The sequence below is a fragment of the Nocardia asteroides genome (assembly GCF_021183625.1).
GTDB classification, from domain to species: Bacteria; Actinomycetota; Actinomycetes; order Mycobacteriales; family Mycobacteriaceae; genus Nocardia; species Nocardia asteroides_A.
The window spans coordinates 3,352,341-3,374,984 of record NZ_CP089214.1 but is presented as its reverse complement, the minus strand read 5'-3'; the positions used below and the strand labels follow the sequence as shown (position 1 = coordinate 3,374,984).

The 22,644-nt window shown below is 72.1% G+C and carries 26 protein-coding genes; 16 read left to right on the top strand and 10 right to left on the bottom strand.

Going from position 1 to position 22,644, the window contains the following annotated elements:
• Window positions 1-31: 31 nt before the first annotated feature.
• Window positions 32-1,462, bottom strand: a complete 1,431-nt coding sequence (locus LTT61_RS16040) for an ABC1 kinase family protein (RefSeq protein ID WP_233020751.1) — start codon at window positions 1,460-1,462, stop codon at window positions 32-34.
• A gap of 125 nt (window positions 1,463-1,587) precedes the next feature.
• Window positions 1,588-2,262: a TetR/AcrR family transcriptional regulator gene (locus tag LTT61_RS16035; RefSeq protein WP_420094816.1), complete on the bottom strand. Its 675-nt coding sequence runs from the start codon at window positions 2,260-2,262 to the stop codon at window positions 1,588-1,590.
• Window positions 2,263-2,544: 282 nt separating this feature from the next.
• On the opposite strand from LTT61_RS16035, the gene LTT61_RS16030 reads away from it, so the two are divergent.
• From LTT61_RS16030 to LTT61_RS16010, 5 genes are all read left to right on the top strand, one after another.
• Window positions 2,545-3,798 (top strand): DUF445 domain-containing protein, encoded by a 1,254-nt coding sequence (locus LTT61_RS16030; protein ID WP_233021041.1) that lies wholly within the window; start codon window positions 2,545-2,547, stop codon window positions 3,796-3,798.
• 84 nt (window positions 3,799-3,882) lie between these two features.
• A complete protein-coding gene (locus LTT61_RS16025; RefSeq protein ID WP_233020749.1) occupies window positions 3,883-4,362 on the top strand; it encodes a helix-turn-helix domain-containing protein in 480 nt (159 codons plus the stop codon).
• Window positions 4,359-5,000, top strand: coding sequence for a heparin-binding hemagglutinin (locus LTT61_RS16020; protein ID WP_233020748.1), 642 nt, complete (start codon window positions 4,359-4,361; stop codon window positions 4,998-5,000). The genes LTT61_RS16025 and LTT61_RS16020 overlap by 4 nt, the downstream gene beginning before the upstream one ends.
• 58 nt (window positions 5,001-5,058) lie before the next feature.
• Window positions 5,059-5,364 carry a DUF2516 family protein gene (locus LTT61_RS16015; protein ID WP_233020747.1) on the top strand — a complete coding sequence of 102 codons (306 nt, stop codon included), beginning with the start codon at window positions 5,059-5,061 and terminating at the stop codon, window positions 5,362-5,364.
• 69 nt (window positions 5,365-5,433) lie between these two features.
• Window positions 5,434-6,441, top strand: a complete 1,008-nt coding sequence (locus LTT61_RS16010) for an alpha/beta fold hydrolase (protein WP_233020746.1) — start codon at window positions 5,434-5,436, stop codon at window positions 6,439-6,441.
• Here the strand turns inward: LTT61_RS16010 and purU are convergent.
• Window positions 6,438-7,319, bottom strand: coding sequence for a formyltetrahydrofolate deformylase (gene purU, locus LTT61_RS16005; RefSeq protein WP_233020745.1), 882 nt, complete (start codon window positions 7,317-7,319; stop codon window positions 6,438-6,440). The genes LTT61_RS16010 and purU overlap by 4 nt on opposite strands.
• Before the next feature lie 23 nt (window positions 7,320-7,342).
• On the bottom strand, window positions 7,343-7,867 hold the full coding sequence (locus tag LTT61_RS16000; protein ID WP_233021040.1) for a GNAT family N-acetyltransferase: 525 nt from the start codon (window positions 7,865-7,867) through the stop codon (window positions 7,343-7,345).
• Window positions 7,868-7,938: 71 nt separating this feature from the next.
• Here LTT61_RS16000 and deoC point away from each other — a divergent pair, with 71 nt between their 5' ends.
• Window positions 7,939-8,607 carry a deoxyribose-phosphate aldolase gene (gene deoC / locus LTT61_RS15995; RefSeq protein WP_233020744.1) on the top strand — a complete coding sequence of 223 codons (669 nt, stop codon included), beginning with the start codon at window positions 7,939-7,941 and terminating at the stop codon, window positions 8,605-8,607.
• 2 nt (window positions 8,608-8,609) lie between these two features.
• On the opposite strand, the gene LTT61_RS15990 is transcribed toward deoC, so the two are convergent.
• On the bottom strand, window positions 8,610-9,341 hold the full coding sequence (locus tag LTT61_RS15990; protein WP_233020743.1) for a DUF2993 domain-containing protein: 732 nt from the start codon (window positions 9,339-9,341) through the stop codon (window positions 8,610-8,612).
• A 132-nt stretch (window positions 9,342-9,473) separates the two neighbouring features.
• On the opposite strand from LTT61_RS15990, the gene LTT61_RS15985 reads away from it, so the two are divergent.
• Window positions 9,474-10,070, top strand: a complete 597-nt coding sequence (locus LTT61_RS15985; RefSeq protein ID WP_233020742.1) for a hypothetical protein — start codon at window positions 9,474-9,476, stop codon at window positions 10,068-10,070.
• A 111-nt stretch (window positions 10,071-10,181) separates the two neighbouring features.
• Here the strand turns inward: LTT61_RS15985 and LTT61_RS15980 are convergent, their stop codons facing one another.
• From LTT61_RS15980 to LTT61_RS15970, 3 genes are all read right to left on the bottom strand, one after another.
• Window positions 10,182-10,985, bottom strand: a complete 804-nt coding sequence (locus LTT61_RS15980; RefSeq protein ID WP_233020741.1) for a class I SAM-dependent methyltransferase — start codon at window positions 10,983-10,985, stop codon at window positions 10,182-10,184.
• Window positions 10,955-11,473, bottom strand: a complete 519-nt coding sequence (locus LTT61_RS15975; protein ID WP_233020740.1) for a DUF2505 domain-containing protein — start codon at window positions 11,471-11,473, stop codon at window positions 10,955-10,957. The genes LTT61_RS15980 and LTT61_RS15975 overlap by 31 nt, the downstream gene beginning before the upstream one ends.
• 103 nt (window positions 11,474-11,576) lie before the next feature.
• Window positions 11,577-12,062: a DUF2505 domain-containing protein gene (locus LTT61_RS15970; protein WP_233020739.1), complete on the bottom strand. Its 486-nt coding sequence runs from the start codon at window positions 12,060-12,062 to the stop codon at window positions 11,577-11,579.
• Between the two features lie 40 nt (window positions 12,063-12,102).
• On the opposite strand from LTT61_RS15970, the gene LTT61_RS15965 reads away from it, so the two are divergent.
• Both LTT61_RS15965 and LTT61_RS15960 read left to right on the top strand, forming a co-directional pair.
• Window positions 12,103-13,194, top strand: a complete 1,092-nt coding sequence (locus tag LTT61_RS15965) for a UDP-N-acetylmuramate dehydrogenase (RefSeq protein ID WP_269821903.1) — start codon at window positions 12,103-12,105, stop codon at window positions 13,192-13,194.
• Between the two features lie 77 nt (window positions 13,195-13,271).
• A complete protein-coding gene (locus tag LTT61_RS15960; RefSeq protein ID WP_233020738.1) occupies window positions 13,272-14,423 on the top strand; it encodes a L,D-transpeptidase in 1,152 nt (383 codons plus the stop codon).
• Here the strand turns inward: LTT61_RS15960 and mscL are convergent.
• On the bottom strand, window positions 14,420-14,902 hold the full coding sequence (mscL, locus tag LTT61_RS15955; protein ID WP_233020737.1) for a large conductance mechanosensitive channel protein MscL: 483 nt from the start codon (window positions 14,900-14,902) through the stop codon (window positions 14,420-14,422). The genes LTT61_RS15960 and mscL overlap by 4 nt on opposite strands.
• Window positions 14,903-14,970: 68 nt before the next feature.
• The gene (locus LTT61_RS15950) at window positions 14,971-15,705 is read right to left on the bottom strand and encodes an SDR family NAD(P)-dependent oxidoreductase (protein ID WP_233020736.1); all 735 of its coding nucleotides are present in this window, start codon (window positions 15,703-15,705) and stop codon (window positions 14,971-14,973) included.
• A gap of 90 nt (window positions 15,706-15,795) precedes the next feature.
• Here LTT61_RS15950 and LTT61_RS15945 point away from each other — a divergent pair, with 90 nt between their 5' ends.
• The 7 genes from LTT61_RS15945 (at window position 15,796) to LTT61_RS15915 (ending at window position 22,614) form a co-directional block, all read left to right on the top strand.
• Window positions 15,796-16,617 carry an alpha/beta fold hydrolase gene (locus LTT61_RS15945; protein WP_233020735.1) on the top strand — a complete coding sequence of 274 codons (822 nt, stop codon included), beginning with the start codon at window positions 15,796-15,798 and terminating at the stop codon, window positions 16,615-16,617.
• 54 nt (window positions 16,618-16,671) lie between these two features.
• Complete coding sequence (mshA, locus tag LTT61_RS15940; protein ID WP_233020734.1) at window positions 16,672-18,087, top strand: D-inositol-3-phosphate glycosyltransferase; 1,416 nt, start codon at window positions 16,672-16,674, stop codon at window positions 18,085-18,087.
• A complete protein-coding gene (locus LTT61_RS15935; RefSeq protein WP_233020733.1) occupies window positions 18,084-18,578 on the top strand; it encodes a YbjN domain-containing protein in 495 nt (164 codons plus the stop codon). The genes mshA and LTT61_RS15935 overlap by 4 nt, the downstream gene beginning before the upstream one ends.
• A gap of 78 nt (window positions 18,579-18,656) precedes the next feature.
• Window positions 18,657-19,622, top strand: a complete 966-nt coding sequence (locus LTT61_RS15930) for an ROK family protein (protein ID WP_233020732.1) — start codon at window positions 18,657-18,659, stop codon at window positions 19,620-19,622.
• Window positions 19,619-20,356: a phosphoglyceromutase gene (locus tag LTT61_RS15925; protein ID WP_233020731.1), complete on the top strand. Its 738-nt coding sequence runs from the start codon at window positions 19,619-19,621 to the stop codon at window positions 20,354-20,356. Before LTT61_RS15930 ends, LTT61_RS15925 begins: the two co-directional genes overlap by 4 nt.
• A gap of 274 nt (window positions 20,357-20,630) precedes the next feature.
• Window positions 20,631-21,860: a sensor histidine kinase gene (locus LTT61_RS15920; RefSeq protein WP_233020730.1), complete on the top strand. Its 1,230-nt coding sequence runs from the start codon at window positions 20,631-20,633 to the stop codon at window positions 21,858-21,860.
• 64 nt (window positions 21,861-21,924) lie between these two features.
• Window positions 21,925-22,614, top strand: a complete 690-nt coding sequence (locus LTT61_RS15915) for a response regulator transcription factor (protein WP_233020729.1) — start codon at window positions 21,925-21,927, stop codon at window positions 22,612-22,614.
• Window positions 22,615-22,644 lie beyond the last annotated feature (30 nt).

Here is a 22,644-nt window from a genome sequence, read left to right as displayed (position 1 = left end):
GGTGCGGCTTCCCTTTCGATGGATGGGCAGGTCAGGAGCGCTTGGCCCGGCGGCGGGCGGCCGGTGCGGGCGGGGTGGTCGGGCGGGCTGCCGGGCGCTCCGCCAGCCAGGCGTGGTGCGCCTTGCCGAGCTCGGTCACCGGCGGCTCGTCGTAGAGCCACTCGCGGGCGACGCGGTGCCAGTTCACGGTGCAGCCGAGCTGGCCGAGCATGCCGAAGGTGAGGAAGTCGGCGCGCCGGGAGAACAGGTGCTCCGGCGGCAGGTTCTGCTGCTTCATGCCGGTGAACTCGCTCGCCCGCGGATCCACCGCGAGCAGGAAGGCGCCGCTCGCCAGCTCGGGGGTGATCGCGATCTCCTCGTCGATCAGGCACCACTCGGAGGCGGAGAGCACGTACTCCAGACACTCCTCGGCGCCGATCTCCTCCGGCGAGTCGATCACGCCGCGCTGGATCATGAGCTCGCGCAGGTCATCGGCGCGCTCCTCGGCGGCGGCGCGCAGGCAGGTGATCTCGAACCGGACGTGGTCGGTGTCCATCCGGTTGTAGAGCCCGAAATCGAGGAAGCCGACCCGCCCGTCGGCCGCGAGCAGCAGGTTGCCCGGGTGCGGGTCGCCGCAGAACTCGCCGAAGGTGAACAGCGACCCCACGTAGAAGCGGTAGATGATCTCGCCGATCCGGTTCCGCTCGGCCTCGGGCAGGCCGCGCACCTGTTCGAAGCCGCGGCCGTCGATGTACTCGCTGACCAGCACCCGGGTGCTGCTCAGCTCCGGGACGGCGTGCGGGACCACGATGAACGGGTGGTCGGCGTAGAGCGCGGCGATCTGCTGCTGGGTCCGCGCCTCGGCCAGGTAGTCGAGCTCGCCCTCCATGTTGAGCCGCAGCTCGTCCAGTACCGCGGGCGTCACCCAGGGCATGGCGGACTGCAGCACCTTGCGGAACATGGCGAGGTTCTTCAGGTCGGCGCGCACCGCCGCGTCGATCCCCGGGTACTGCACCTTCACCGCGACCCGGCGGCCGTCGTGCAGCACGGCCAGGTACACCTGCCCGATCGAGGCGGCCGCCACCGGCTCCGTGCCGAACTCGGCGAAGAGCTCGCCGAGCGGCTTGCCGAGATCCTCCTCGATCACCGCGCGCATGGCCGCGAAGGAGACCGTCGGCGCGGCATCGCGCAGCACCGCGAGCCGCTGCTGGAACCGCTCCCGGTGCTCCTCGGGCACCAGGTCCAGGTCGAGCACGGACATCATCTGGCCGAGCTTCATGGCGACGCCCTTCATGGTGCCGAGCACCATGACCACCTGCTCGGTGGTGCGGATCATCGACTCCTCGGCCATCTTGGCGCGCACCGCCTCGGAGCGGCCGCGCATGGAGAGCCTGGTGCGGCGGGAGCGGATCATGGAGCCGGCGGCGACCGCGCCCAGCTTGGTGCCGCGAGCGAGCCGGGACGTCGGCACGTGCTTCGCCATCGAGTACCTCCGTTGGTGCCCGCGCGGTGACATGGGCCACCCGCTCGGAATCAGACTAACCGGAGCCACCGACGTGTCGAGAATGTCTGTGACCCGGGCCACTCCAACGAAGTTACCGGTCGGTTCTACGCCTGCGGCGGGTCGGGGAGGACGTGCTCCTGCGCGGCGAAGGTCTGCCGTGAGCCGCCCGCCCGCGCCATGCCCTCGATGGCGCTCCAGGTCATCATGGTCAGGTGGTCGATGACCTGGTCGCGGTCCATGGTCTTGTGCGTCGTCCACCAGTGCGTCGCCAGCTGGATGCCGCCGACCAGCACGTACGACCAGAGCATGGCGCCCTCGGTCTCGATGCCCTTCTCGGTGGCGCGGTCGGTGATCACCGCGGCCACCACCTCGGCGAAGAGCCGCTCGAACTCGGCGAGCGAGGACTGGTCGGCCGAGCCGTTGCCCATGATGAAGCGGTAGACCTCGGGATCCTCGTCGACGGTGCCGACGTACTCCGCGAGCGCCGAGCGGACCAGCTGGTACTCGTCGGCGTCCAGGCTGATCGCGCCGTAGACCTTCGGCATCAGGGTGGTCTCGATGAAGCGCTGCATGGTGGCCCGGACCAGGTCGTTCTTATCCGAGAAGTAGCGATAGAGCACCGTCTTGGAGACCCCGATCTCGGCGGCGATCTCGTCCATTCCCGCGGTGCTGCCGCGCACCCGGACGGCGGCGAGCGTGCCGTCGACGAGTTCTTCGCGGCGGTCGATCTTGTGCTGGCGCCAGCGGCGTTTCCGGCCGTCCATCCGGCCGGTCCGCACCGCCGGCGGTCGATCGGTCACTTCGCCGATCTCGACGAGATCTTCGGTGGACAGCGTGACTCCTCGGTCGTGTTGTCGGGCGTGCTCGGTGCCGGTGCGGGCTCCAGCCTAGTTCCCGGCGCGCGGGATAGGGGGGAATAGCCGCCGATGCGGCCGGTAACACATATCTGGGCACTTCCGCCCCGGGATGGACAGAATGGACACATGCACACTGATCCCGGCACCGCCGCCGTGCTCGAACCGGCCGGCCGCAAGCCCGCGCCGGCGGGACTCGCCGGCCTCATGGACGAGGAGGCCAAGAAGCGCGACCTGCGCCGGATGAAGGTCTTCGCGACCGGCCTGCTCGGGCTGGCCACCGTGGTCTACCTGTTCTGCCGCTGGCTGGAGTCGCGCGGCGGGGTCGCGCCCTGGGTCGGCTACGTGCGCGCCGCCTCCGAGGCGGGCATGGTCGGCGCGCTGGCCGACTGGTTCGCGGTGACGGCGCTCTTCCGGCATCCGCTCGGGCTGCCGATCCCGCACACCGCCATCATCCGGAAGAAGAAGGACCAGCTCGGCGCGAGCCTCGGCAGCTTCGTCGGCACCAACTTCCTCGCCCCGGAGGTGGTGTCGGCCCGGTTGGCGTCGGCACAGGTCTCGCTGCGGGTCGGGCGCTGGATGGCGACGCCGGAGAACGCCGCGCGGGTCGCCCAGGAGAGCTCGACGCTGCTGCGCGCGGTGGTCGGGGCGCTGCGCGACTCCGACGTCGAGCAGATCATCGACAACACCATCGTCAAGCGGATCGCCGAGCCGCAGTGGGGGCCGCCGATCGGGCGGGTGCTCGCCGAGCTGCTCGCGGACAACCGGCAGCTGGCGCTGCTCGACCTGCTCGCCGAGCGCGCGCACCAGTGGGCGCTCGGCAGCCAGGAGACGATCGACCGGATCGTGCACCGGGACGCGCCGCAGTGGGCGCCGAAGTTCGTCAACGTCATGCTCGCCGAGCGCATCTACCGCGAGCTGGTCGAGTTCACCTGGAAGGTGCGCTCGGATCCGCAGCACGAGCTGCGGCTCGCGGCCAACAAGTTCCTCGAGGAGTTCGCGCACGACCTGCAGCACGACGAGGCCTTGATCGCCAAGGCCGAGCGGATCAAGAGCCAGGTCATGGGGCGGGCCGAGATCACCGGCATGGCCGAGGCCACCTGGCGCGCGGCCAAGCGGCTGATCCTGGAGTCCGCCGACGACCCGAACAGCACGCTGCGCCGCAAGGTGGACGAGAACGTGCGCAGGCTGGGCGAGCGGCTGCGCGACGAGGAGGAGCTGCGCGGCCGGGTGGACGGCTGGATCGACCGCGGCGCGCGCTACCTGGTCGGCAACTACGCGGCCGAGATCTCCACCCTGGTGACCGATACCGTCGCCCGCTGGGACGCGGAGGAGGCGAGCAAGAAGATCGAGCTGCAGGTCGGTCGTGACCTGCAGTTCATCCGGATCAACGGCACGGTCGTCGGCTCGCTCGCCGGGCTGGCGATCTACACGGTGTCGCATCTGATGTTCGGTGGCTGAGTTCGCGCCCTGCTAGCAAGGTGCTTGCAATAGCTAGCACTTTTCCCTACACTCGTGTGTGTACAACCCACCGGAAGGTGAGTGATGGCAGAAGACCCCGACCTGTCCGGAGCCGGCGAGAAAACGGCGCGCGTCGTCCACGCGGCGCAGGACATCGGAGGTTTCATCCGGTCGCAGCGGGAATCCGCGCAGGTGTCGCTGCGACAGCTCGCCGCTCTGGCCGGGGTGAGCAATCCGTACCTCAGCCAGATCGAGCGCGGGCTGCGCAACCCCTCCGCCGAGGTGCTCGCGCAGATCGCCAAGGCGCTGCGGGTGTCCTCGGAGGTGTTGTACGTACGGGCCGGCTTTCTCGAGCAACGGCCACACGGTCCGATCCGGGACGCCCTGCTTGCCGACACCACGATCAGTGAGCGGCAGAAGCAGGTGCTCCTCGACATCTACGAGTCGTTCCGCCGGGAGAACGGCGGCGGCTCGGGGACCGGCCGGGACGACGACGTTCCACGCACCCATACCGACGGCCTGACCGAACAGGCCCCCCGGAGCCAGGAGAGCGAAACACCATGACCGAGAAGAACGCCACCGTGACCAAGACCGTTTTCGCCACCGTCGGCGCCGGTGACGCCGTCTACACCGCCGTGCTGGACGCGGTCGGCCAGGTGCGCGAGCGCGCCGTGACCACCGACGTGCAGTCCAAGGTCGGCGAGGCCCGCGAGCGGCTCACCAAGACCGAGGTGCAGGCGCAGTTCGACTCGCTGCGCGAGCGGCTGAGCGGGCTGCCGTCCGAGCTGCCGGAGGATCTGGCCGCGCTGCGCGAGAAGTTCACCCCGGAGGAGCTGCGCCGGATCGCCGAGCAGTACTACCGCCAGGCGCTCGACATCTACGCCGATCTCGCCTCGCGCGGCGAGGAGACCGTCGACCGGCTGCGCACCAACCAGGTCGTCGACGAGCGCATCCAGCGCGTCGAGACCATCTACAACGACACCGTGAAGAGCGCCGAGGGCGTCGTCGGCCGGGTCAGCGACCTGCTCGGCAGGCAGGCCAAGGCCGCCGAGGAGAAGGCGGCCGAGGTCGTCGACGCCGCGCCGGTGGTCGAGGCCGAGGTGGTCGCCGTCGCGACCGAGGTCGCGCCGACCGAGGGCCAGGCCGCCGCGCCGAAGAAGAAGCCCGCCCCGCGCAAGAAGGCCACCACCGAAGAGGCCTGATCCGCACCGCACCACCGCGCCCCCGCGTCCTGCCTGGACGCGGGGGCGCACCCCTATCATGGGTGGCGTGAACACGGTGAACGGAATGACCGGGATCATCATGCTCGTGCTCTGGGCGCTCGCGTTCGGGGCGACGGCATTCGCGTTGATCCACGCCCTGCGCCAGCGTTCCGATGCCTTCACGGCGGTCGACAAGCTCACCAAGCCGATCTGGTCCGGGATTCTGGCGGTCGCGCTGCTGCTCCTGCTGCTCTCGTTCGGCGGGCTCGGACTGCTCGCCTTCATCTCGATCATCGCCACCGGCATCTACCTGGCCGACGTCCGCCCGAAGGTGGACGAGGTGCAGCGCGGGCCGCGCTGGTAGCACCCGCCGGGCTGGCTCCACCGCCCCTTCGGAGTTACTGTGAGTAGTAGTAACACGAAGGAGTGTCCGATGCGTGCGAAGAAGCTGCGCAGGATGGCCGGGTACCGGGCGGGGCTGCGCTCCCGCACCTACGCCACCGCCCTGCTGAACCGCCCGACCGCCCCGCATCGCACGCTCGAGGTGCGGGCCGCGGACGGCACCAGGCTGCGGGTGTACGCCTACGGCCCGGAGGACGCGAAGCCCGTGGTGCTGATCCACGGCTGGACCTGCGCCATCGAATACTGGAACGCGCAGATCAACACCTTCGCCGGCGAGTACCGGGTGATCGCCTACGACCAGCGCGGCCACGGCGGCAGCGAACTCGGGCGCGGCAAGCTCACCATGGACGTGCTCGCCGACGACCTGGTCGCGGTGCTCGACGCCGCGCTCGCGCCGGGTGAGCGCGCGGTGCTGGTCGGGCACAGCCTCGGCGGGATGACGGTGCAGGCATGGGCCGCGCGCTACCCGGAGCGGGTGCGCGAGCAGGCGCGGGCGGTGCTGCTGACCAACACCGCCTCCGGCCGGCTGGTCGCCGAGACCACGGTGCTGCCCTGGTTCAACCGGACCGCGCGCTTCCTGCGCCGCAAGCTGGCGCTGCCGCTGGTGGTCGGCAGGCTCGGGCTCGGGCTGCCGATCCTCTTCCCGCCGGTCGCGCCGATCCGCTGGCTCTTCGCCCGCGGCATCATGCACCCCGGCTCGACCAGGGAGCTGCTCGACTACAGCATGGGCGTGGTGCGCTCCTGCCCGTCGCTGGTGCGCGCCAAGTTCGGGCTGCTGCTGGCCGAGATGGACCTCGGCGACGCGGCGCGGCACCTCTCGGTGCCGACCACGTTGCTGGCGGGGGAGTTCGACCACCTGACCCCGCGGGTGCACGCCGACCGGATCGCCGAGCTGCTCCGCGAGTCGGGCAATCTGGAGCGCCAGGCCGTGCTTCCCACCGGCCACCTCGGCAACGTCGAGGCGTACCCGCAGTTCAACGAGGAGCTGGCCCGGGTGCTCGTCGGCGCGCGCGACGAGCGGATCCCGGCCGCGGGCTAGGAGAAGACGACCGTCCGGCGGCCGTGCACCAGCACCCGGCCCTCCAGGTGCCAGCGCAGCCCGCGGGCGAGCACGACGCGCTCGATGTCGCGGCCCTGCCGCACCATGTCGCGGACCTCGTCGGCGTGGTCGATCCGGGTGACGTCCTGCTCGATGATCGGCCCGGCGTCCAGCTCGGCGGTGACGTAGTGGCAGGTCGCGCCGATCAGCTTCACCCCGCGGGCGAACGCCTGGTGGTACGGCCGCGCGCCGACGAAGGACGGCAGGAAGCTGTGGTGGATGTTGATCGCCCGCCCGGCCCAGTGCTGGCACAGGTGCGCGGGGAGCACCTGCATGAAGCGGGCGAGGACGACGGCGTGCGGGTCGTGCTCGTCGACCAGCTCGCGCACCCTGGCGAAGGCGGGGCCGCGCTCGGCCGGGTCTTTCGGGAAGGGGACGTGGTGGAAGCGCACCCCGTGCGCCTCGGTGATCCCGGCCAGGTCGGGGTGGTTGCCGATCACCGCCTCGATGGTGGCCGGTAGTTCGCCGCTGGTGGCCCGCCCGAGCAGGTCGTGCAGGCAGTGCGCGTCCCGGCTGACCAGCAGCACCGCGCGGCGGCGCTCGCCGGTGTCGTGCAGCTGCCACTCGGTGCCCGGCCCGAAGTCGGCCGCCACCCCGGCGAACCGGTCGCGCAGCTCGGCGAGCTCGAACGGGACGGTCCCGGCCGCGATGGCCTGCCGGGTGAAGAACCAGGCGTTGTCCGGGTCAGAGTAGTAGCCGGCCTCCACGATGGAGCCGCCGAACTCGGCGATGAACGAGGTGATCCTGGCGATGATGCCGGGCCGGTCCGGGCAGCCGAGGGTCAGCACGAAGCGCCGGTCGTTCGGGGCGGAGGTCATCCGCCCATCCTTGCAAACCGGGCTCAGAGCTCGTAGAAGGCGTCGGCGTAGCGGAATTCCCCCGCGATCCGGCTGTCGAAGGTGGTGAGCGGGCGTACCTGGAGGTGCGATGCCCACTCCGGCCGGTCCGGCGCGATGCCGTACCGAGCGGCCGGCGCGAAGCCGAAGCGCGGGTAGTAGTCCAGGCTGCCGAGCAGCCCGACCAGCGACTCGTCCAGTGCGTCCGCCGCGCCGAGCGCCGCGTGCACCAGCGCGCCGCCGATGCCGTCCCGCTGCCGTTCCCGCAGCACGCCGAGCGGGCCGAGCGCGAGCACCGGGAACGGCCCGACCGCGGCCCTGGTCAGGCAGACGTGCCCGACGACGGCGCCGTGCTCCTCCGCCACCAGCGAGAGCGTCGGAATCCAGGCGTCGCCGCCGCGCAGCGCGCCGACCAGCCCGGCCTCGGCCGGGTCGGGGGCGGCCCGCTCGGTGTCGCGTTGGGCGAACGCGCTCCGATGCACGACGGCGATCCCGGCGATGTCATCGGCGTGTTCGCGGCGGATCAGCACCATTCGAGTCTCCCCTCGAGCGGCCGAGGCCCGCAATGCAATTCGCCGCCCGTGTGCCAGACTTTCACCTCATGGCAGAACCCGCGTGGCCGAGCCGGGCCGAAGTCGCCGCCGTCATCGACCACACGCTGCTCGCCCCCGAGGCGACGCCGGACCGGGTCGCCGCGCTGATCGCCGAGGCGCGCGAGCTCGGGGTGCTGGCGATCTGCGTCTCGCCGTCCATGCTGCCGGTGCGGGCGCACGGACTGGTGGTCGCCACCGTCGCCGGCTTCCCCTCCGGCAAGCACCACTCGCTGGTCAAGGGGGCCGAGGCGCGGCTGGCGGTGGAGCAGGGCGCGGACGAGGTCGACATGGTGATCGACGTCGGCGCCGCCGTCGCCGGCGACTACGCCGCGGTGCTCGCCGACATCGTCACGGTGCGCGAGGCGGTCGGCGAGCGGACGGTGCTCAAGGTGATCATCGAATCCGCCGCGCTGAGCCGCGCGGCCATCGTGGAGGTGTGCCTGGCCGCCGAGCGGGCGGGCGCGAACTTCGTCAAGACCTCCACCGGCTTTCACCCGGCGGGCGGGGCGAGCGTGGCCGCGGTGCGGCTGATGGCCGAGACCGTCGGGGGACGGCTCGGGGTCAAGGCGAGCGGCGGCATCCGCACGGCCGCGGCCGCGGCGGAGCTGCTCGCCGCGGGCGCCACCCGGCTCGGCCTCTCCGGCTCGCGCGCGGTGCTCGACGGGTTTCCCGGCTGAGCTCAGCAGCGGACCTCCCGGTTGCTGTTCTGCGCGTTCGGGTCCAGGTCGAAGTGGCCGCCGGTGAGGTGCACGTCGATCCCGCCGTCGGTGACGGTGATCCGGTCGGCGCGCATGCCGATCGGGAAGGCCTGCAGGCTCTGCGTGAACAGGTCGACGATGCCCTGCACCAGGTCGGTGGGGAGCCCGATGCCGAGGAACTGGGCGGCGGTGGTGTCGACCACGACCTTGTCGGAGCGCACCTGCGGGCGCACCTCCAGCTTGGCCAGCCCGCCGAGCACGTCCATGGTGACGGTGCCGCTGCCCGCCGCGGACTTCACCCCGGTCACCATGCCCGCGAGGGTCTGCGCGATGCCCTCGTTGCTCCAGGTGACCTCGGCCGAGGAGGCGCCGACGCTGCCGCCGCCGTCGTCGTTCAGGACGACGTCGGAGAAGGTCGCGTGCACGACCATCCCCTCGGCCGGGCCGAAGCGGTTGTCGTTGCTGTTCACCGTCACCTCCGGCACCTTGCCGTCGATGTAGGTGAGCAGCAGGGGCTTCGGGCCGAAGGAGACGTCGATGGTCGAGCCCATCTCCCGCTCGAACTGGGAACTGATGCATTGCGAGACCTGGTGCCGCGCGTAGGCCTCGGTGCCGACGATGGCGCTGCCGAGCAGTAGAACGACCACGACGAGGGCGATCACCAGCGGACGCCGCCGGTCGGTGCGCCGGGCGAGGGACGGTGCTGTGCTCATGGCGCTCGATTCTTCCGCACAAGTCTGAGCCGGTTCTGTGGACATGGTGAAGGCTCTGCCAAGGTCCACCGGTTGGGACGGATCCGGGCGGAATGTGACATGAGGCACAGCCTTACGGCGTAATCTCGGATCATGGCGGGCAATGATGCGAGCCGCCGCTTGCACGGCTGGGCGGAACTGCACGAACTGGCGGCGCGGCACGCCGGGTTCTTCACGGCGCGTCAGGTGATGCGCGCGGGATGTGAGGCGCGGGTGCGCGCCGGGCTGGCGGACGGCTCGATAGCGCGGGCCGCCATGGGCATGCTGCGGATCGCCGGGTCACCGATCGGGCCGCTGGACGAGTACGCCATGTGGGCGGCCTGGTTCGACGACGAGGTGGCGGTCTCCCACCAGAGCGCCGCCGACCTGCACGGCCTCGGGCGGCTGCGGCCGCGGTTCCTGCACCTCTCGGTCCCCGCCGGGCGCCCGCCGGTGACGCCGCGGGTCGTCGTGCTGCGCCGGGCGCTGGCGGGCGACGAGGTGGAGTCGGCCGGGCCGTTCCTGGTGACGACGCCGGTGCGCACCGTGCTCGACCTCGCCGAGGGTGATATCGCGCAGGTCGCGCTGAACGAGGTGGTTGCGGACGCGGTCGCCATCGGCCGGTGCGCGGCGGGGGAGATCCGGGCCGCGGGCGTCGGGCTCGGGCCGCGCGCCGCCGCCCGGGTGCACCGGGCGCTGGCGGCGGTGTAGGAATCGCCGCACCCGCGTCCGCACCCCGGGCACGGGGCGCGGCGATCGCGGCGAACTCGGTGCGCTCGGCGCCTCGCGAGGGGGAAGTCGCGGCTCGCGGCTGTCGCGGGCTCAGGGCAGTGGCGTCACGTGTTCCCAGGGGACGCTGAGCACGCAGTCGCGCATGCGGCGGCGGAAGGTGCGCAGCGGGATGCCCTGGGTGGCAAGCGCTTCGGCGGCCACCCGCCAGCGGAACCGCGGCCCGAAGGTGGCCACCGGCGCGGCCTGCGCCCAGGCGCGGTCGGCGGCGCTGAGCAGCGCGTGGATCGGCTCGCCGGGCACATTGCGGTGGATCAGCGCCTTGGGCAGCCGCTCCGCGATGTCGGACGGCCGCTCGACGGTGAACGGATCCCAGGCCAGGGTGAGCGTCAGCGGCCCGGTGCGGTCGAGCAGGATCCAGGCGCAGCGCCTGCCCAGCTCGTCGCAGGTGCCGTCGACCAGCAGCCCGTCCGGCGCCAGATTTCCGAGCACGGTCGCCCACGCCTCCGGCACCGCCGACTCCGGGTACTGGCGCAGCACGTTGAAGGCGCGCACCAGGGTCGGCCGCAGCCCGGCCAGCTCGAAGCCGCCGCGCGCGAAGGTCACCCCGTCGCGGCCGGGTACCACCCGCTCCGGATCGATCTCCAGTCCGGTCACCCGGACGCCGGGGCGCACCGCGCGCAGGCGGGCGGCGAGCTCCAGCGTGGTCCACGGCTGCGCGCCGTAGCCGAGATCGACGACGAGCGGGTCGGCGGACTCCAGCAGCCGGGCGCGGACCAGCGGGTCGGCCACCAGCTGGCGGTCACTGCGGCGCAGCCGGTTGACCCCGGTGGTGCCGCGGGTGACGGTGCCGATCGGCCGCCGGTTCAGCGCGCCGGCGTTCCCGCTTCCAGCCACTTCAGCGTCTCTTCCGCCTCGGCGCGGAACAGGTCGACCAGGTTCACCAGGATCAGCTGCTCCAGCCGCGGCCCGACCATGGGGATGAAGACCTTCGCCTCGGAGGAGTAGCGGATGGTGCTGCCGGTCTCGGTCGGGAAGAGCCGGATGGTGCCGTTCAGGCTGCCCGGCCCGGCCGGGATGGAGGCCGAGTACTTGCCGTGCACCTCGTCGTCGCGGAACGGGCCCCAGCTCTCCTTGCGGGTGATCACCATGTCCTTGCGGAGCACGGTCTGCGCCATCTCCGGGAGCATCTCGCGCGGGATGATGTGCTCCAGCACGACCTCGATCCCCGTCTCCGCGGAATCCACGCTGACCACGTGGTTCGGCGAGTATTTCCGCATCTCCTCGACCCTGGCCTCCCAGTAGTCGCGGGTCGACAGCGCCGCGTACAGCTCCTTGGTGGTGTGCAGCGGGTACCGGGCGGAGTAGTCGAGTCGACGAGCCATGAGCCGACACGTTACCGGTGCCCGCTCGCCGCGCGGCACACGGCGGGCGATGTGGCGAACGCCCACAATCCACTCGCCCGCGGCGTGCTGCCGCGCCCCGGCGTCAGCGCTGCGCGAGCCAGGTGTCGGTGAACTCGGCTTCGTTGCCGAGCAGCTCGACCAGCCGCTCCGCGATGGCCGCCTCGATCTTCCCGCCGAAGAGCGGCACCTTGACTTCGATGGTGCCGGTGATCGTGGCCACCGAGCCCGCGCCGTCGGCGGCCAGCGCGATGCTGCCGCGCACCTCGGCGGGGGCGCCATCGACCTTGGCGGTGAAGGTCCCGGTGTCGCCGGTCCACTCCTCGACCCGCGGGATGATCAGGTCGCCGGGGCGCACCGCGGTGATCGCCGCGGGCAGCAGCTCGGCGGCGATGGCCTGCACCAGCTCCGCGTGCACCCGGTCGCCATCGATGGTGATCCGATCCAGCCTGGCGTTCGGCCCGCCGACCTCGGCGATCCGGTCCTTCCAGTACTGCTCGTCGGCGATCGCCGCGCGCACGGCCGCGGCCGAATGGGAGTAGCGGGCGGTGTACGCCAGGGGGGTCGCCATGGTCGGACACGCTACCGTCTGCAGCGTGCGATCTACTCGGGTGGCCTCCTCGGACGAGGTGCGCGAACTACTGGCCGATTCCGGTGCCGAAGTGCGCCCCGACGTGCCGCTGGCCGGGCTGACGACGCTCCGCGTCGGCGGCCCCGCGACCGTGGCCGAATGTGCCGATGAGGCGGCCCTCGTCCGCACCGTCGGCGCGCTGGACGCGGCGGAGATCCCGGTGCTGCTGCTCGCAGGCGGCTCGAATCTGCTGATCGCCGACGAGGGGTTCCCCGGCGTCGTGGTGCGGATCGCGAACGCCGGGGTCGAGCTGACCGCCGACTCGGTGCTCGCCGAGGCGGGCGCGGTCTGGGACGACGTGGTGGCGCGGACCGTCGCCGCCGGGTTCGGCGGGCTGGAGTGCCTCTCCGGCATCCCCGGCTCGGCGGGCGCGACCCCGGTGCAGAACGTCGGGGCGTACGGCGTCGAGGTGGCCGGGCTGCTGCGCCGGGTCCGGCTGCTGGATCGGGCGAGCGGCGCGGTGCGCTGGGCCGAGCCGGCGGAGCTCGGCTTCGGCTACCGGACCAGCCTGCTCAAGCACTCCGACGCCGCGGTCGTGCTCGCGGTGGAGTTCGCGCTCGACCGCACCGGCGCCAGCGCGCCGCTGCGCTACCGGGAGCTGGCCGCCACCTTCGGCGCCGAGGAGGGCGAGACCAGGCCCGCCGCCGAGGTGCGCGACGCGGTGCTGCGGCTGCGGGCGAGCAAGGGCATGGTGCTGAACCCGGACGACCACGACACCTGGAGCGCCGGCTCCTTCTTCACCAACCCGGTGGTGCCGGAGCCGGAGGTGGAGCGGGTGCGGGCGGCCATCGCGGCCCTGGTCGGCGATGTCCCGGTGCCGGTCTACCCGGCGCCGGACGGGGTGAAGTTCTCCGCGGGCTGGCTGATCGAGCGGGCCGGGTTCGGCAGGGGCTTTCCCGGCGCCGATGCCCCGGCCCGGCTCTCCACCAAGCACACGCTGGCGCTGACCAACCGCGGCGCAGCCACCGCCGCCGACCTGGTGGCGCTGGCGCACACCGTGCGCGACGGCGTCGCCGAGCGGTTCGGCATCCGGCTGCACCCCGAGCCGGTGACGGTCGGGCTCACCGTGTGACCGGTTCGGACCGGCGGTAGCGCGCCGCCGCGCGTAGATTCGCGGAAGTGCGCATACGCCAGGCTTCCCGAAGGTCAGTGGCCCTGCTCGCGGCCGTCGTGCTCTCCGTGCTCGCGCTGCTGCTCGCGAGCTGCGGCTCCGGCGGCTCCGGGTCGGAGCCCGAACCGGCCGAGCCGGTCGCCCAGGTCACGCTCGACCCCGGCGCCGACGCGACCGGCGTCAGCCCGACCGCCAAGGTCTCGGTCTCGGTGCGGAACGGCACCATCGACGAGGTCGCGCTGAGCAATGCCGGGGGCAAGCAGGTCAGCGGGGTGCTGAGCGCGGACCGGCGCGAGTACACCGTCACCGAGCCGCTCGGCTACGACGCCACCTACAGGTGGACCGGCACCGCCATCGGCACCGACGGCAAGCCGGTGCCGATCGAGGGCGGGTTCAGCACGCTGGCGCCGACCGGGACCACCCCGGCCACGCTGAACATCGGCGACGGCCAGGAGGTCGGCATCGCCGCGCCGATCATCCTGAAGTTCACCGGCCCGGTGCCGGACAAGGCCGCGGCCGAGAAGGCGCTGACGGTCACCACCGACCCGCCCACCGAGGGGTCATGGGCCTGGCTGCCGGACGACGGCGGCGCCCGCGCGCACTGGCGGCCGAAGAGCTACTGGCAGCCGGGCACGCGGGTGCACGTCGACGCGAAGCTCTACGGCGTCGCGCTCGGCGGCGGCACGTACGGCGACGGCGACCTGACCACCGACTTCAGCATCGGCCGCAGCCAGATCGTGCTGGCCGACGCGACCACGCACCGGATCCGGGTGCTCCGCGACGGCGGCACCGTCTTCGACTTCGCCGCCAGCTACGGCGAGGGCAACGAACCGCGCAACGTCACCCGCTCCGGCGTCCACGTGGTCACCGAGAAGTACGAGGACTTCCTGATGTCCAACCCGCCGTTCTACGAGAACGTGCGCGAGCGCTGGGCGGTGCGGATCTCGAACAACGGCGAGTTCATCCACGCCAACCCGGAGTCGCTGGCGGCGCAGGGCTCGGCCAACGTCACCAACGGCTGCATCAACCTCTCACCGCAGGACGCCGCCGCCTACTTCCCGACCGCGCTGTACGGCGACCCGGTCGAGGTCACCAACACCTCGATCGCGCTCTCCGCCGCGGACGGCGACATCTACGACTGGGCCATCGACTGGCCCACCTGGGCGTCGATGTCCGCCCTCGACGGCTAGCGGCGCGGTGAATCCTGGCCGGCGCCCTTGTCGACGGCGGCATCCGCCTCGACCTCGGCCTCGACCCGCTTGTGGTCGGCCTCGTGCCGCGCCACCTCGGCGTCGCGCTGGGCGAGCAGGTCGCGGATCTCGATGAGCAGCTCGGTCTCGGTAGGCTCGGCCGCCTTCTTGGTGCCGAACCGGTTGGTCAGGTGCCGCATCGGCATGATCAGCACGAAGTAGAGCACCGCGGCGACGATCGCGAAGTTCAGGAACGCGCTGATGATCGGGCCGATCGCCACGAAGGTGGCCGGCTTGCTCGACACCAGCCGGAACCCGAGGCCCAGCTCGTCGGTGCCGCCGAAGACCGCGAGCAGCGGGTTGATCAACCCGTTCGAGAACGAGGTGACGACCGCGGTGAAGGCGGTACCCATCACCACCGCGACCGCGAGATCGATGACGTTGCCCCGCAGCAGGAAATCGCGGAAACCCTTGAACACGACCACTCCCACCGTCTCGACTGCCGAACCGGTCCGATGCTAACGGCTGCGGCCCGGGCGCGCGCGGCTCAGGAGCGGCGGGCGAACCGCCCCGGCGCGGCCTGGTCCCGCGGCGCGACGGTGATCTGGTCCAGGTTCACGTGCGGCGGGCGGGAAGCGACGAAGCCGACGATCTCCGCGATGTCCCGCGCCACCAGCGGGTCGATCCCCTCGTACACCTTGGCCGCCTTCTCCGCGTCGCCGTCGAAGCGGACCAGCGAGAACTCGGTCTCCACCGCGCCGGGCGCGATCTCGGTGAGCCGCACCGGCTTGCCGAGCAGCTCGCCGCGCAGGGTGCGGTGCAGCACCGCCTGAGCGTGCTTGGCCGAGGTGTAGCCGGAGCCGTTGTCGTAGGCGTGGAAGGCGGCGACCGAGGTGATGGTGACGATCAGGCCGTCGCCGGAGTCGATGAGCTTCGGCAGCAGCGCCTTGGTGATGCGCAGCGTGCCGAGCACGTTCGTCTCCCACATCCAGCGCCAGTCGTCCAGGTCGGCCTCGGCGACGGTGGCCAGCCCCTTGGCGCCGCCCGCGTTGTTCACCAGGATCGCTGCCGTCGGGATCGCCTCGGCGAAGGTGGCGACCGACTCGTCCGAGGTCACGTCGAGCTCGAGGGCGGTGCCGCCGATCTCCTCGGCGAGCCCGCGCAGCCGGTCGAGCCTGCGCGCGCCCACGTAGACGTGGTAGCCGTCGGCGGCGAGTTGCCTGGCGGTGGCTTCCCCGATTCCCGAGCTGGCTCCGGTGACGACGGCATTGCGGCGGCTCATGGTTGTCGATCGTAGGCGGGCCGTCCTCGGCACCCGACCGGCCGGGTACGGCGAAACCGGGCTGCACCGGCCGGGGCTAGCCTTCGGATCATGGCGATACGCGAAGTGCAGAGCGCGGACGGCACCGGCATCGTGTACCGGTCGAGCGGCCGGGCGGGCGCGCGACCGCTGGTGCTGCTGCACGGCTGGTCCGCCGATCTGCGCTGCTGGGGCGCGGCGGCCGACGATCTGGCCGAGCGCTTCCAGGTGCTCGCGGTCGACTCGCGCGGCCACGGCTACTCCGGTATCCCGGCGAGCGGCTACGACGACCCGGCCAACTGGGCCGCCGACGTCGCCGCGGTCCTCGCCGACGCCGGGATCGAGCGGGACGCGATCCTGCTCGGCTGGTCCTACGGCGGCATCGTGCTCACCGACTACCTCGCCGCGCACGGCACCGGCGCGGTGGCGGGCGCGATCTACACCGGCGCCATGGCGAACATCGGCAAGGGCGTGCCCGGCGCCGAGCCCGGCCCCGCGCTCGGCGCCGCGATACCCGGCGTCTTCGAGGAGAGCCCGGGCCGGGCGCTGCGCGCCTTCGGCGCGTTCGGCGACGCCAACACCGGGCCGAGCCGGGAGCGCGGCGTCGACGCCCAGCGGCTCTTCGGCGCGAGCCTGGCCACCCCGCCCGCGGTGCGCAAGGCGCTGTTCTACCGGACCGTCGACAACACCGCGACGCTGCGCGCGCTCGACATCCCGGTGCTCGTCCTGCACGGCACCGCCGATCCGGTGGTCCCCGTCGGATGCGGCAGGTACATCGCGGAGACCGCGCCGAAAGCGCGCGGCTCCTACTGGGAGGGCGCCAAGCACGGGCTCTTCCTGGAGGATCGGCCCCGCTGGGTGGCCGAGGTGACGGAGTTCGCCGACTCCCTGTGACCGCTCTCACCAACGCCCGCAGCGGTGGTGGCGGGTATCGGTCACCGGTGCACTATGGAGTGTGTGATTCATTGTCCGCGTCGCATCGCCGTGCTGTCGGTCCATACATCGCCGTTGGCCCAGCCCGGTACCGGCGATGCGGGCGGGATGAACGTCTACGTGCTGCAAACCGCCAGGGAGCTGGCCCGGCGCGGGGTCGAGGTGGAGATCTTCACCCGCGCGACGTCGTCGAACCTGCCCCCGGTGCAGGAGGCCGCGCCCGGCGTGCTGGTGCGCAATGTCGTCGCGGGCCCGTTCGAGGGGCTGGACAAGCACGACCTGCCCACCCAGCTGTGCCCGTTCACCGCCGAGGTGCTGCGCCAGGAGGCGCGGCAGGCGCCCGGCTACTACGACCTGGTGCACTCGCACTACTGGCTCTCCGGCCAGGTCGCCTGGCTGGCGCGGGACCGCTGGCGGGTGCCGCTGGTGCACACCGCGCACACCCTGGCCGCGGTGAAGAACGCCGCGCTCGCCGATGGCGACACCCCGGAGCCCGCCAGCCGGGAGATCGGCGAGAAGCAGGTCATCGCCGAGGCCGACCGGATGATCGCCAACACCGTCGAGGAGGCGCGGCAGCTCATCGAGCTCTACGGCGCCTCGCCGGACCGGGTCGACGTGGTGCCGCCCGGCGCCGACCTCACCCGCTACCACCCGGGTGACCGGGCGGCCGCCCGGCGCGAGCTCGGGCTGCCGCAGGACGAGCGGATCGTCGCCTTCATCGGCCGGATCCAGCCGCTCAAGGCGCCGGACGTGCTGGTCCGCGCCGCCGCCGAGCTGCTCCGCCGCGACCCCGCGCGCCGGCTCCGGGTGCTCATCGTCGGCGGACCGTCCGGTACCGGGCTGCAGCGCCCGGACGCGCTGATCGAGCTGGCCGCGGCGCTCGGCATCGGCGACCGGGTGATCTTCCTTCCCCCGCAGCCGCCGGAGCGGCTGGTGCAGGTGTATCGCGCCGCCGACCTGGTCGCCGTGCCGAGCCACAACGAGTCCTTCGGCCTGGTCGCCATCGAGGCGCAGGCCAGCGGCACCCCCGTGCTCGCGGCCGACGTCGGCGGGCTGAGCACCGCGGTGCGGCACGGCGAGACCGGGCTGCTCGTCCCCGGCCACCGCACCCCGGACTGGGCGGACGCGCTCGGCGCCCTGCTCGACGACGAACCCGGGCTGCGCGCCATGGGCGCCGCCGCGGTGACGCACGGCGCCGGATTCTCCTGGGAGCACACCGCCGACGGGCTGCTGACCTGCTACGACGCCGCGCTGGACGAGTTCGGCGGGCGCCGCCGCGGCGGCCAGCGGCTGCGCGCCGAACTGGCCGCGAATGATTCCGCCCTGCCGCGGGTAAGCGCCGAGGAGGCAAGGCCCGAGCCCGTCTTCGGCGAGCCGGGGCAGGCAAGGACGCGGGCGCTGTGGCGGCGCCGGACGGGAGTACGGCGATGACCGGAACGGCCCAGCTGATCGAGGAGACCCTGCGCGAGCGGGAGATCGAGTACACCCGCCCCGGCGACGCCACCTTCGTGGTGGTGCTCCCCGGCGAGCGCAAACTCAAGACCAACGTCATGCTCACCGTCGGCACGCACGGGCTGCGGGTGGAGAGCTTCGTCTGCCGCAAACCGGACGAGAACTTCGAGGGCGTCTACAAGTACCTGCTGCGCCGCAACCGCAGGCTCTACGCGGTGGCGTACACGCTGGACAAGGTCGGCGACATCTACCTGGTCGGCCGAATCTCCGCGCACGCCGTCACCGCCGACGAGCTGGATCGCCTCTTCGGCCAGATCCTGGAGGCGGTGGACCACGACTTCAACACCCTGCTCGAGCTGGGTTTCGCGGAGTCGATCCGCAAGGAGTGGAAGTGGCGGGTCGCGCGCGGCGAGTCGCTGCAGAACCTGCGCGCCTTCGAGCACCTCGTGGATTCCGCCGACAGGGGCTGAGCTGTCCGGGGATGATCACCCGGTGAAGCAGTCTTTTCCGCGGTGTTCGGGGGGTCCGGGGTGTCGGTGGAGTCGGCGATGACGCGGATCGCGCTCGACATCGGTGCCACCAAGTTCGCCGCGGCACGGGTGCGCCCGGAGTCCGCGCGGCCGGGGGAGGCCGAGGTGGGGCCGCCGGGCGCGGAGTTCGGCCTCGGCGCCGTGCATCGAGCCGAAGTCCCGGCCAGCGGTGTCTGGGAGGTCTGCCGTGAACTCCTGCTCGAGGTCGCGGGCGGCGAGCCGGTCGAGGCGATCGGCATCGGCGCGGCCGGCCCGGTCGACGTCACCGCGGGCGTGACCGGCCCGCTCAATATCCCGGAGTGGCGCTCCGGCTTCCCGATCGTCGACTCGGTGCGCGCGCTCTTCCCCGGCGCCACCGTCCGCTTCGCCATCGACGGCGCCTGCCTGGCCCTGGCCGAACAGCGCGCGGGCGCGCTGCGCGGGGTGCCGGACGCGCTCGCCATGACCGTCTCCTCCGGGATCGGCGGCGGCATCCTGGCCGGCGGCCGGGTACTGGCCGGGCGCACCGGCAACGCCGGGCACGTCGGGCACATCGTCGTCCCCGGCGAGGAGGTGCCGTGCGGCTGCGGCGGCTTCGGCTGCGTCGAGGCGGTGGCGAGCGGGCTGTCGTCGGTGCGCTGGGCCAGGTCGCGGGGGTGGCGCGGCAGCAACGGCGTCGAGCTGGCGGCCGCCGCCGCGGCGGGCAACTCCACCGCGCAGGCCGCACTCGAACGGGCGGGGACCGCGCTCGGCCGGGCCGTCTCCTCGGCCGCCGCCACCCTCGACATCGACGTGGTGGTGATCGGCGGCGGTTTCGCGGCCTCCGGCGAGCCGCTCTGGAAACCGCTGCGCGCCGCCGTCACCAGGCACGCAAGGCTCGGCTTCCTGCGCCCGCTGCGGGTGCTGCACTCCGAGATCACCGTCGGCGCCACGCTCGCGGGCGCGGCGGTGCTCGCCGCCGGGCCGGGAGCGGACGCCGGTGACGTGCCAGAATGGCCCGCATGACGTACACCCTCGTGCTGCTGCGCCACGGCGAGAGCGAATGGAACGCCCTGAACCTGTTCACCGGCTGGGTGGACGTGCACCTCACCGACAAGGGTGTCGCCGAGGGCAAGCGGGCGGGCAGGCTGCTCGCCGAGCACGGGATCCTGCCCGACGTCGTCTACACCTCGCTGCTGCGCCGCGCGATCAGCACCGCGAACATCGCGCTGGACGCCGCCGACCGGCACTGGATCCCGGTTGTCCGGGACTGGCGGCTGAACGAGCGGCACTACGGCGACCTGCAGGGCAAGAACAAGGCCCAGGTCCGCGACCAGTACGGCGAGGACCAGTTCATGCTCTGGCGGCGCAGCTACGACACCCCGCCGCCGCCGATCGACGCGGCCAACGAGTACAGCCAGGAGGGCGAGCCGCGCTACGCAGGCATCGACGTGCCGAAGACCGAGTGCCTGCTCGACGTCGTGCGGCGCTTCCTGCCGTACTGGGAGTCCACCATCGCGCCGGAGCTGGTCGCCGGGAAGACCGTGCTGGTCGCCGCGCACGGCAACTCGCTGCGCGCGCTGGTCAAGCACCTGGACGGGATCTCCGACGACGACATCGCCGGGCTGAACATCCCCACCGGCATCCCGCTCCGCTACGAGCTGGACGAGAACCTGAAGCCGGTGCGCCCCGCCGAGTACCTCGACCCGGAGGCCGCCGCCGCGGGCGCCGCCGCGGTCGCGAACCAGGGCGGCAAGTAGCCCCGGCGTAACTCGAAGCCCGGTTTCCCGAGGGGAGGCCGGGCTTCGCCCTTTCCGGGCCGAGGGGGCCTCGCCACGGGGCTGCCGCCGCGGCACCTGCAGCTCGATCCGACACGCCCGAGCTTCGTGAACGTCCCGGAGCGGGGCGAACCCGGCTGCACACGGCCAACATTGCGTTAACACCCGGCCAACAGGGTTGGAAGTGGCTGTGACCTGCGGGAAACTTCGTGTACCGGCCATTGGTTGCCCGGTCGGCGACCGTACGATTCTGGGTGTGAGCGTTCCCCAGGCCGTCCTGTTGGCTGTCCTCGCAGCCGTTGTCGGGCTGGCGGTCGGCGGGCTGGTCATCCCCTATGTGAACGCCAGGCAGGCCGAGAAGCGGCAGGCCGAGGCGGGGCTCACGACCTCCCAGGTGCTCGACCTCATCGTGCTCGCCTCGGAGAGCGGGATCGCGGTGGTGGACGAGTACCGCGATGTCGTCCTGGTGAATCCTCGCGCCGAGGAACTCGGGCTGGTGCGCAACCGGTTGCTGGACGAACGCGCGTGGGCCGCCGTCGAGAAGGTCCTGGCGAACACCGAGCCCGCCGAGTTCGACCTCACCGCCAAGAACCCGCTGCCCGGCCGCAGCCGGATCGCGGTGCGCGGCGTCGCCAGGCCGCTCTCCAGGGAGAACAACTTCACCGTCCTCTTCGCCGACGACGACTCCGAGCAGGCCCGGATGGAGGCGACGAGACGCGACTTCGTCGCCAACGTCAGCCACGAGCTCAAGACCCCGGTCGGCGCCATGAGCCTGCTGGCCGAGGCGCTGCTGGAGTCGGTCGACGACCCCGAGGCGGTGCGGCACTTCGGCAAGCGGGTGCTGGCCGAGTCGAGCAGGCTGGGCAAGATGGTCACCGAGCTGATCGCGCTCTCCCGGCTGCAGGGGGCCGAGAAGCTGCCGGAGCTGGAGGTGGTCGACGTCGACACCGTGGTGAACTCCGCGGTCGACCGCTCGCGCACCGCCGCCGAGGCGGCCGGGATCACCGTCAGCACCGACCGGCCCAGCGGGCTCGAGGTCCTCGGCGACGAGACGCTGCTGGTCACCGCGCTGTCGAACCTGGTGGAGAACGCCATCGCCTACTCGCCGACCGGCTCGCACGTCTCGGTCAGCCGATCGCTGCGCGGCGACCACGTGGCGATGGCCGTCACCGACCGCGGCATCGGCATCGCCAAGGAGGACCAGGAGCGCGTCTTCGAGCGCTTCTTCCGCTCGGACAAGGCGCGCTCCCGCGCCACCGGCGGCACCGGGCTGGGGCTGGCGATCGTCAAGCACGTCGCGGCCAACCACAACGGCGAGATCACGCTGTGGAGCAAGCTGGGGACCGGTTCCACGTTCACCCTGCGCATACCCGCCCACCTCGAGGCGGATGCCGACCAGCGCCCGGCACCGTCGGGAGCGGTCAAGAAGGAAACGAGCCCGCGCCCGGCGCCGGGTCGAGTCAATGGTGTGGAGGCACGTCGATGACCAGTGTGTCGATCGCGGCGGCCGCCGAAGCGCCAGGCCGAGAAGATCGCGTGGAGGAACTCGCATGACCAGTGTGTTGATCGTCGAAGATGAGGAGTCGCTGGCCGACCCGCTCGCGTTCCTGTTGCGCAAGGAGGGCTTCGAGGTCACCGTCGTCGGCGACGGGCCGTCCGCGCTCGCCGAGTTCGACCGGGCGGGCGCCGACATCGTCCTCCTCGACCTGATGCTGCCCGGCATGAGCGGCACCGACGTCTGCAAGCAGCTGCGCACCCGCAGCGGCGTTCCGGTCATCATGGTGACCGCGCGGGACAGCGAGATCGACAAGGTGGTCGGGCTAGAGCTCGGCGCCGACGACTACGTCACCAAGCCGTACTCCGCCCGCGAGCTCATCGCCCGCATCCGCGCCGTCCTGCGCCGCGGCGCCGGTGACGATCTCGACGGCGGCACCGAGAGCGGCGTCCTGGAGGCCGGGCCGGTGCGCATGGACGTCGACCGGCACACCGTCCTGGTCAACGGCAAGCCCGTGACGCTCCCCCTCAAGGAATTCGACCTCCTCGAGTACCTCCTCCGCAACTCCGGCCGCGTGCTCACCCGGGGCCAGCTCATCGACCGCGTATGGGGTGCCGACTACGTCGGAGATACGAAGACGCTGGACGTGCACGTCAAGCGGCTGCGCTCGAAGATCGAGTCCGACCCGGCCAAGCCGGAGCACCTCGTCACCGTCCGAGGTCTGGGCTACAAACTAGAGGCATAAAGCCCGAGACATCCGGCCCCGTACCCCCAG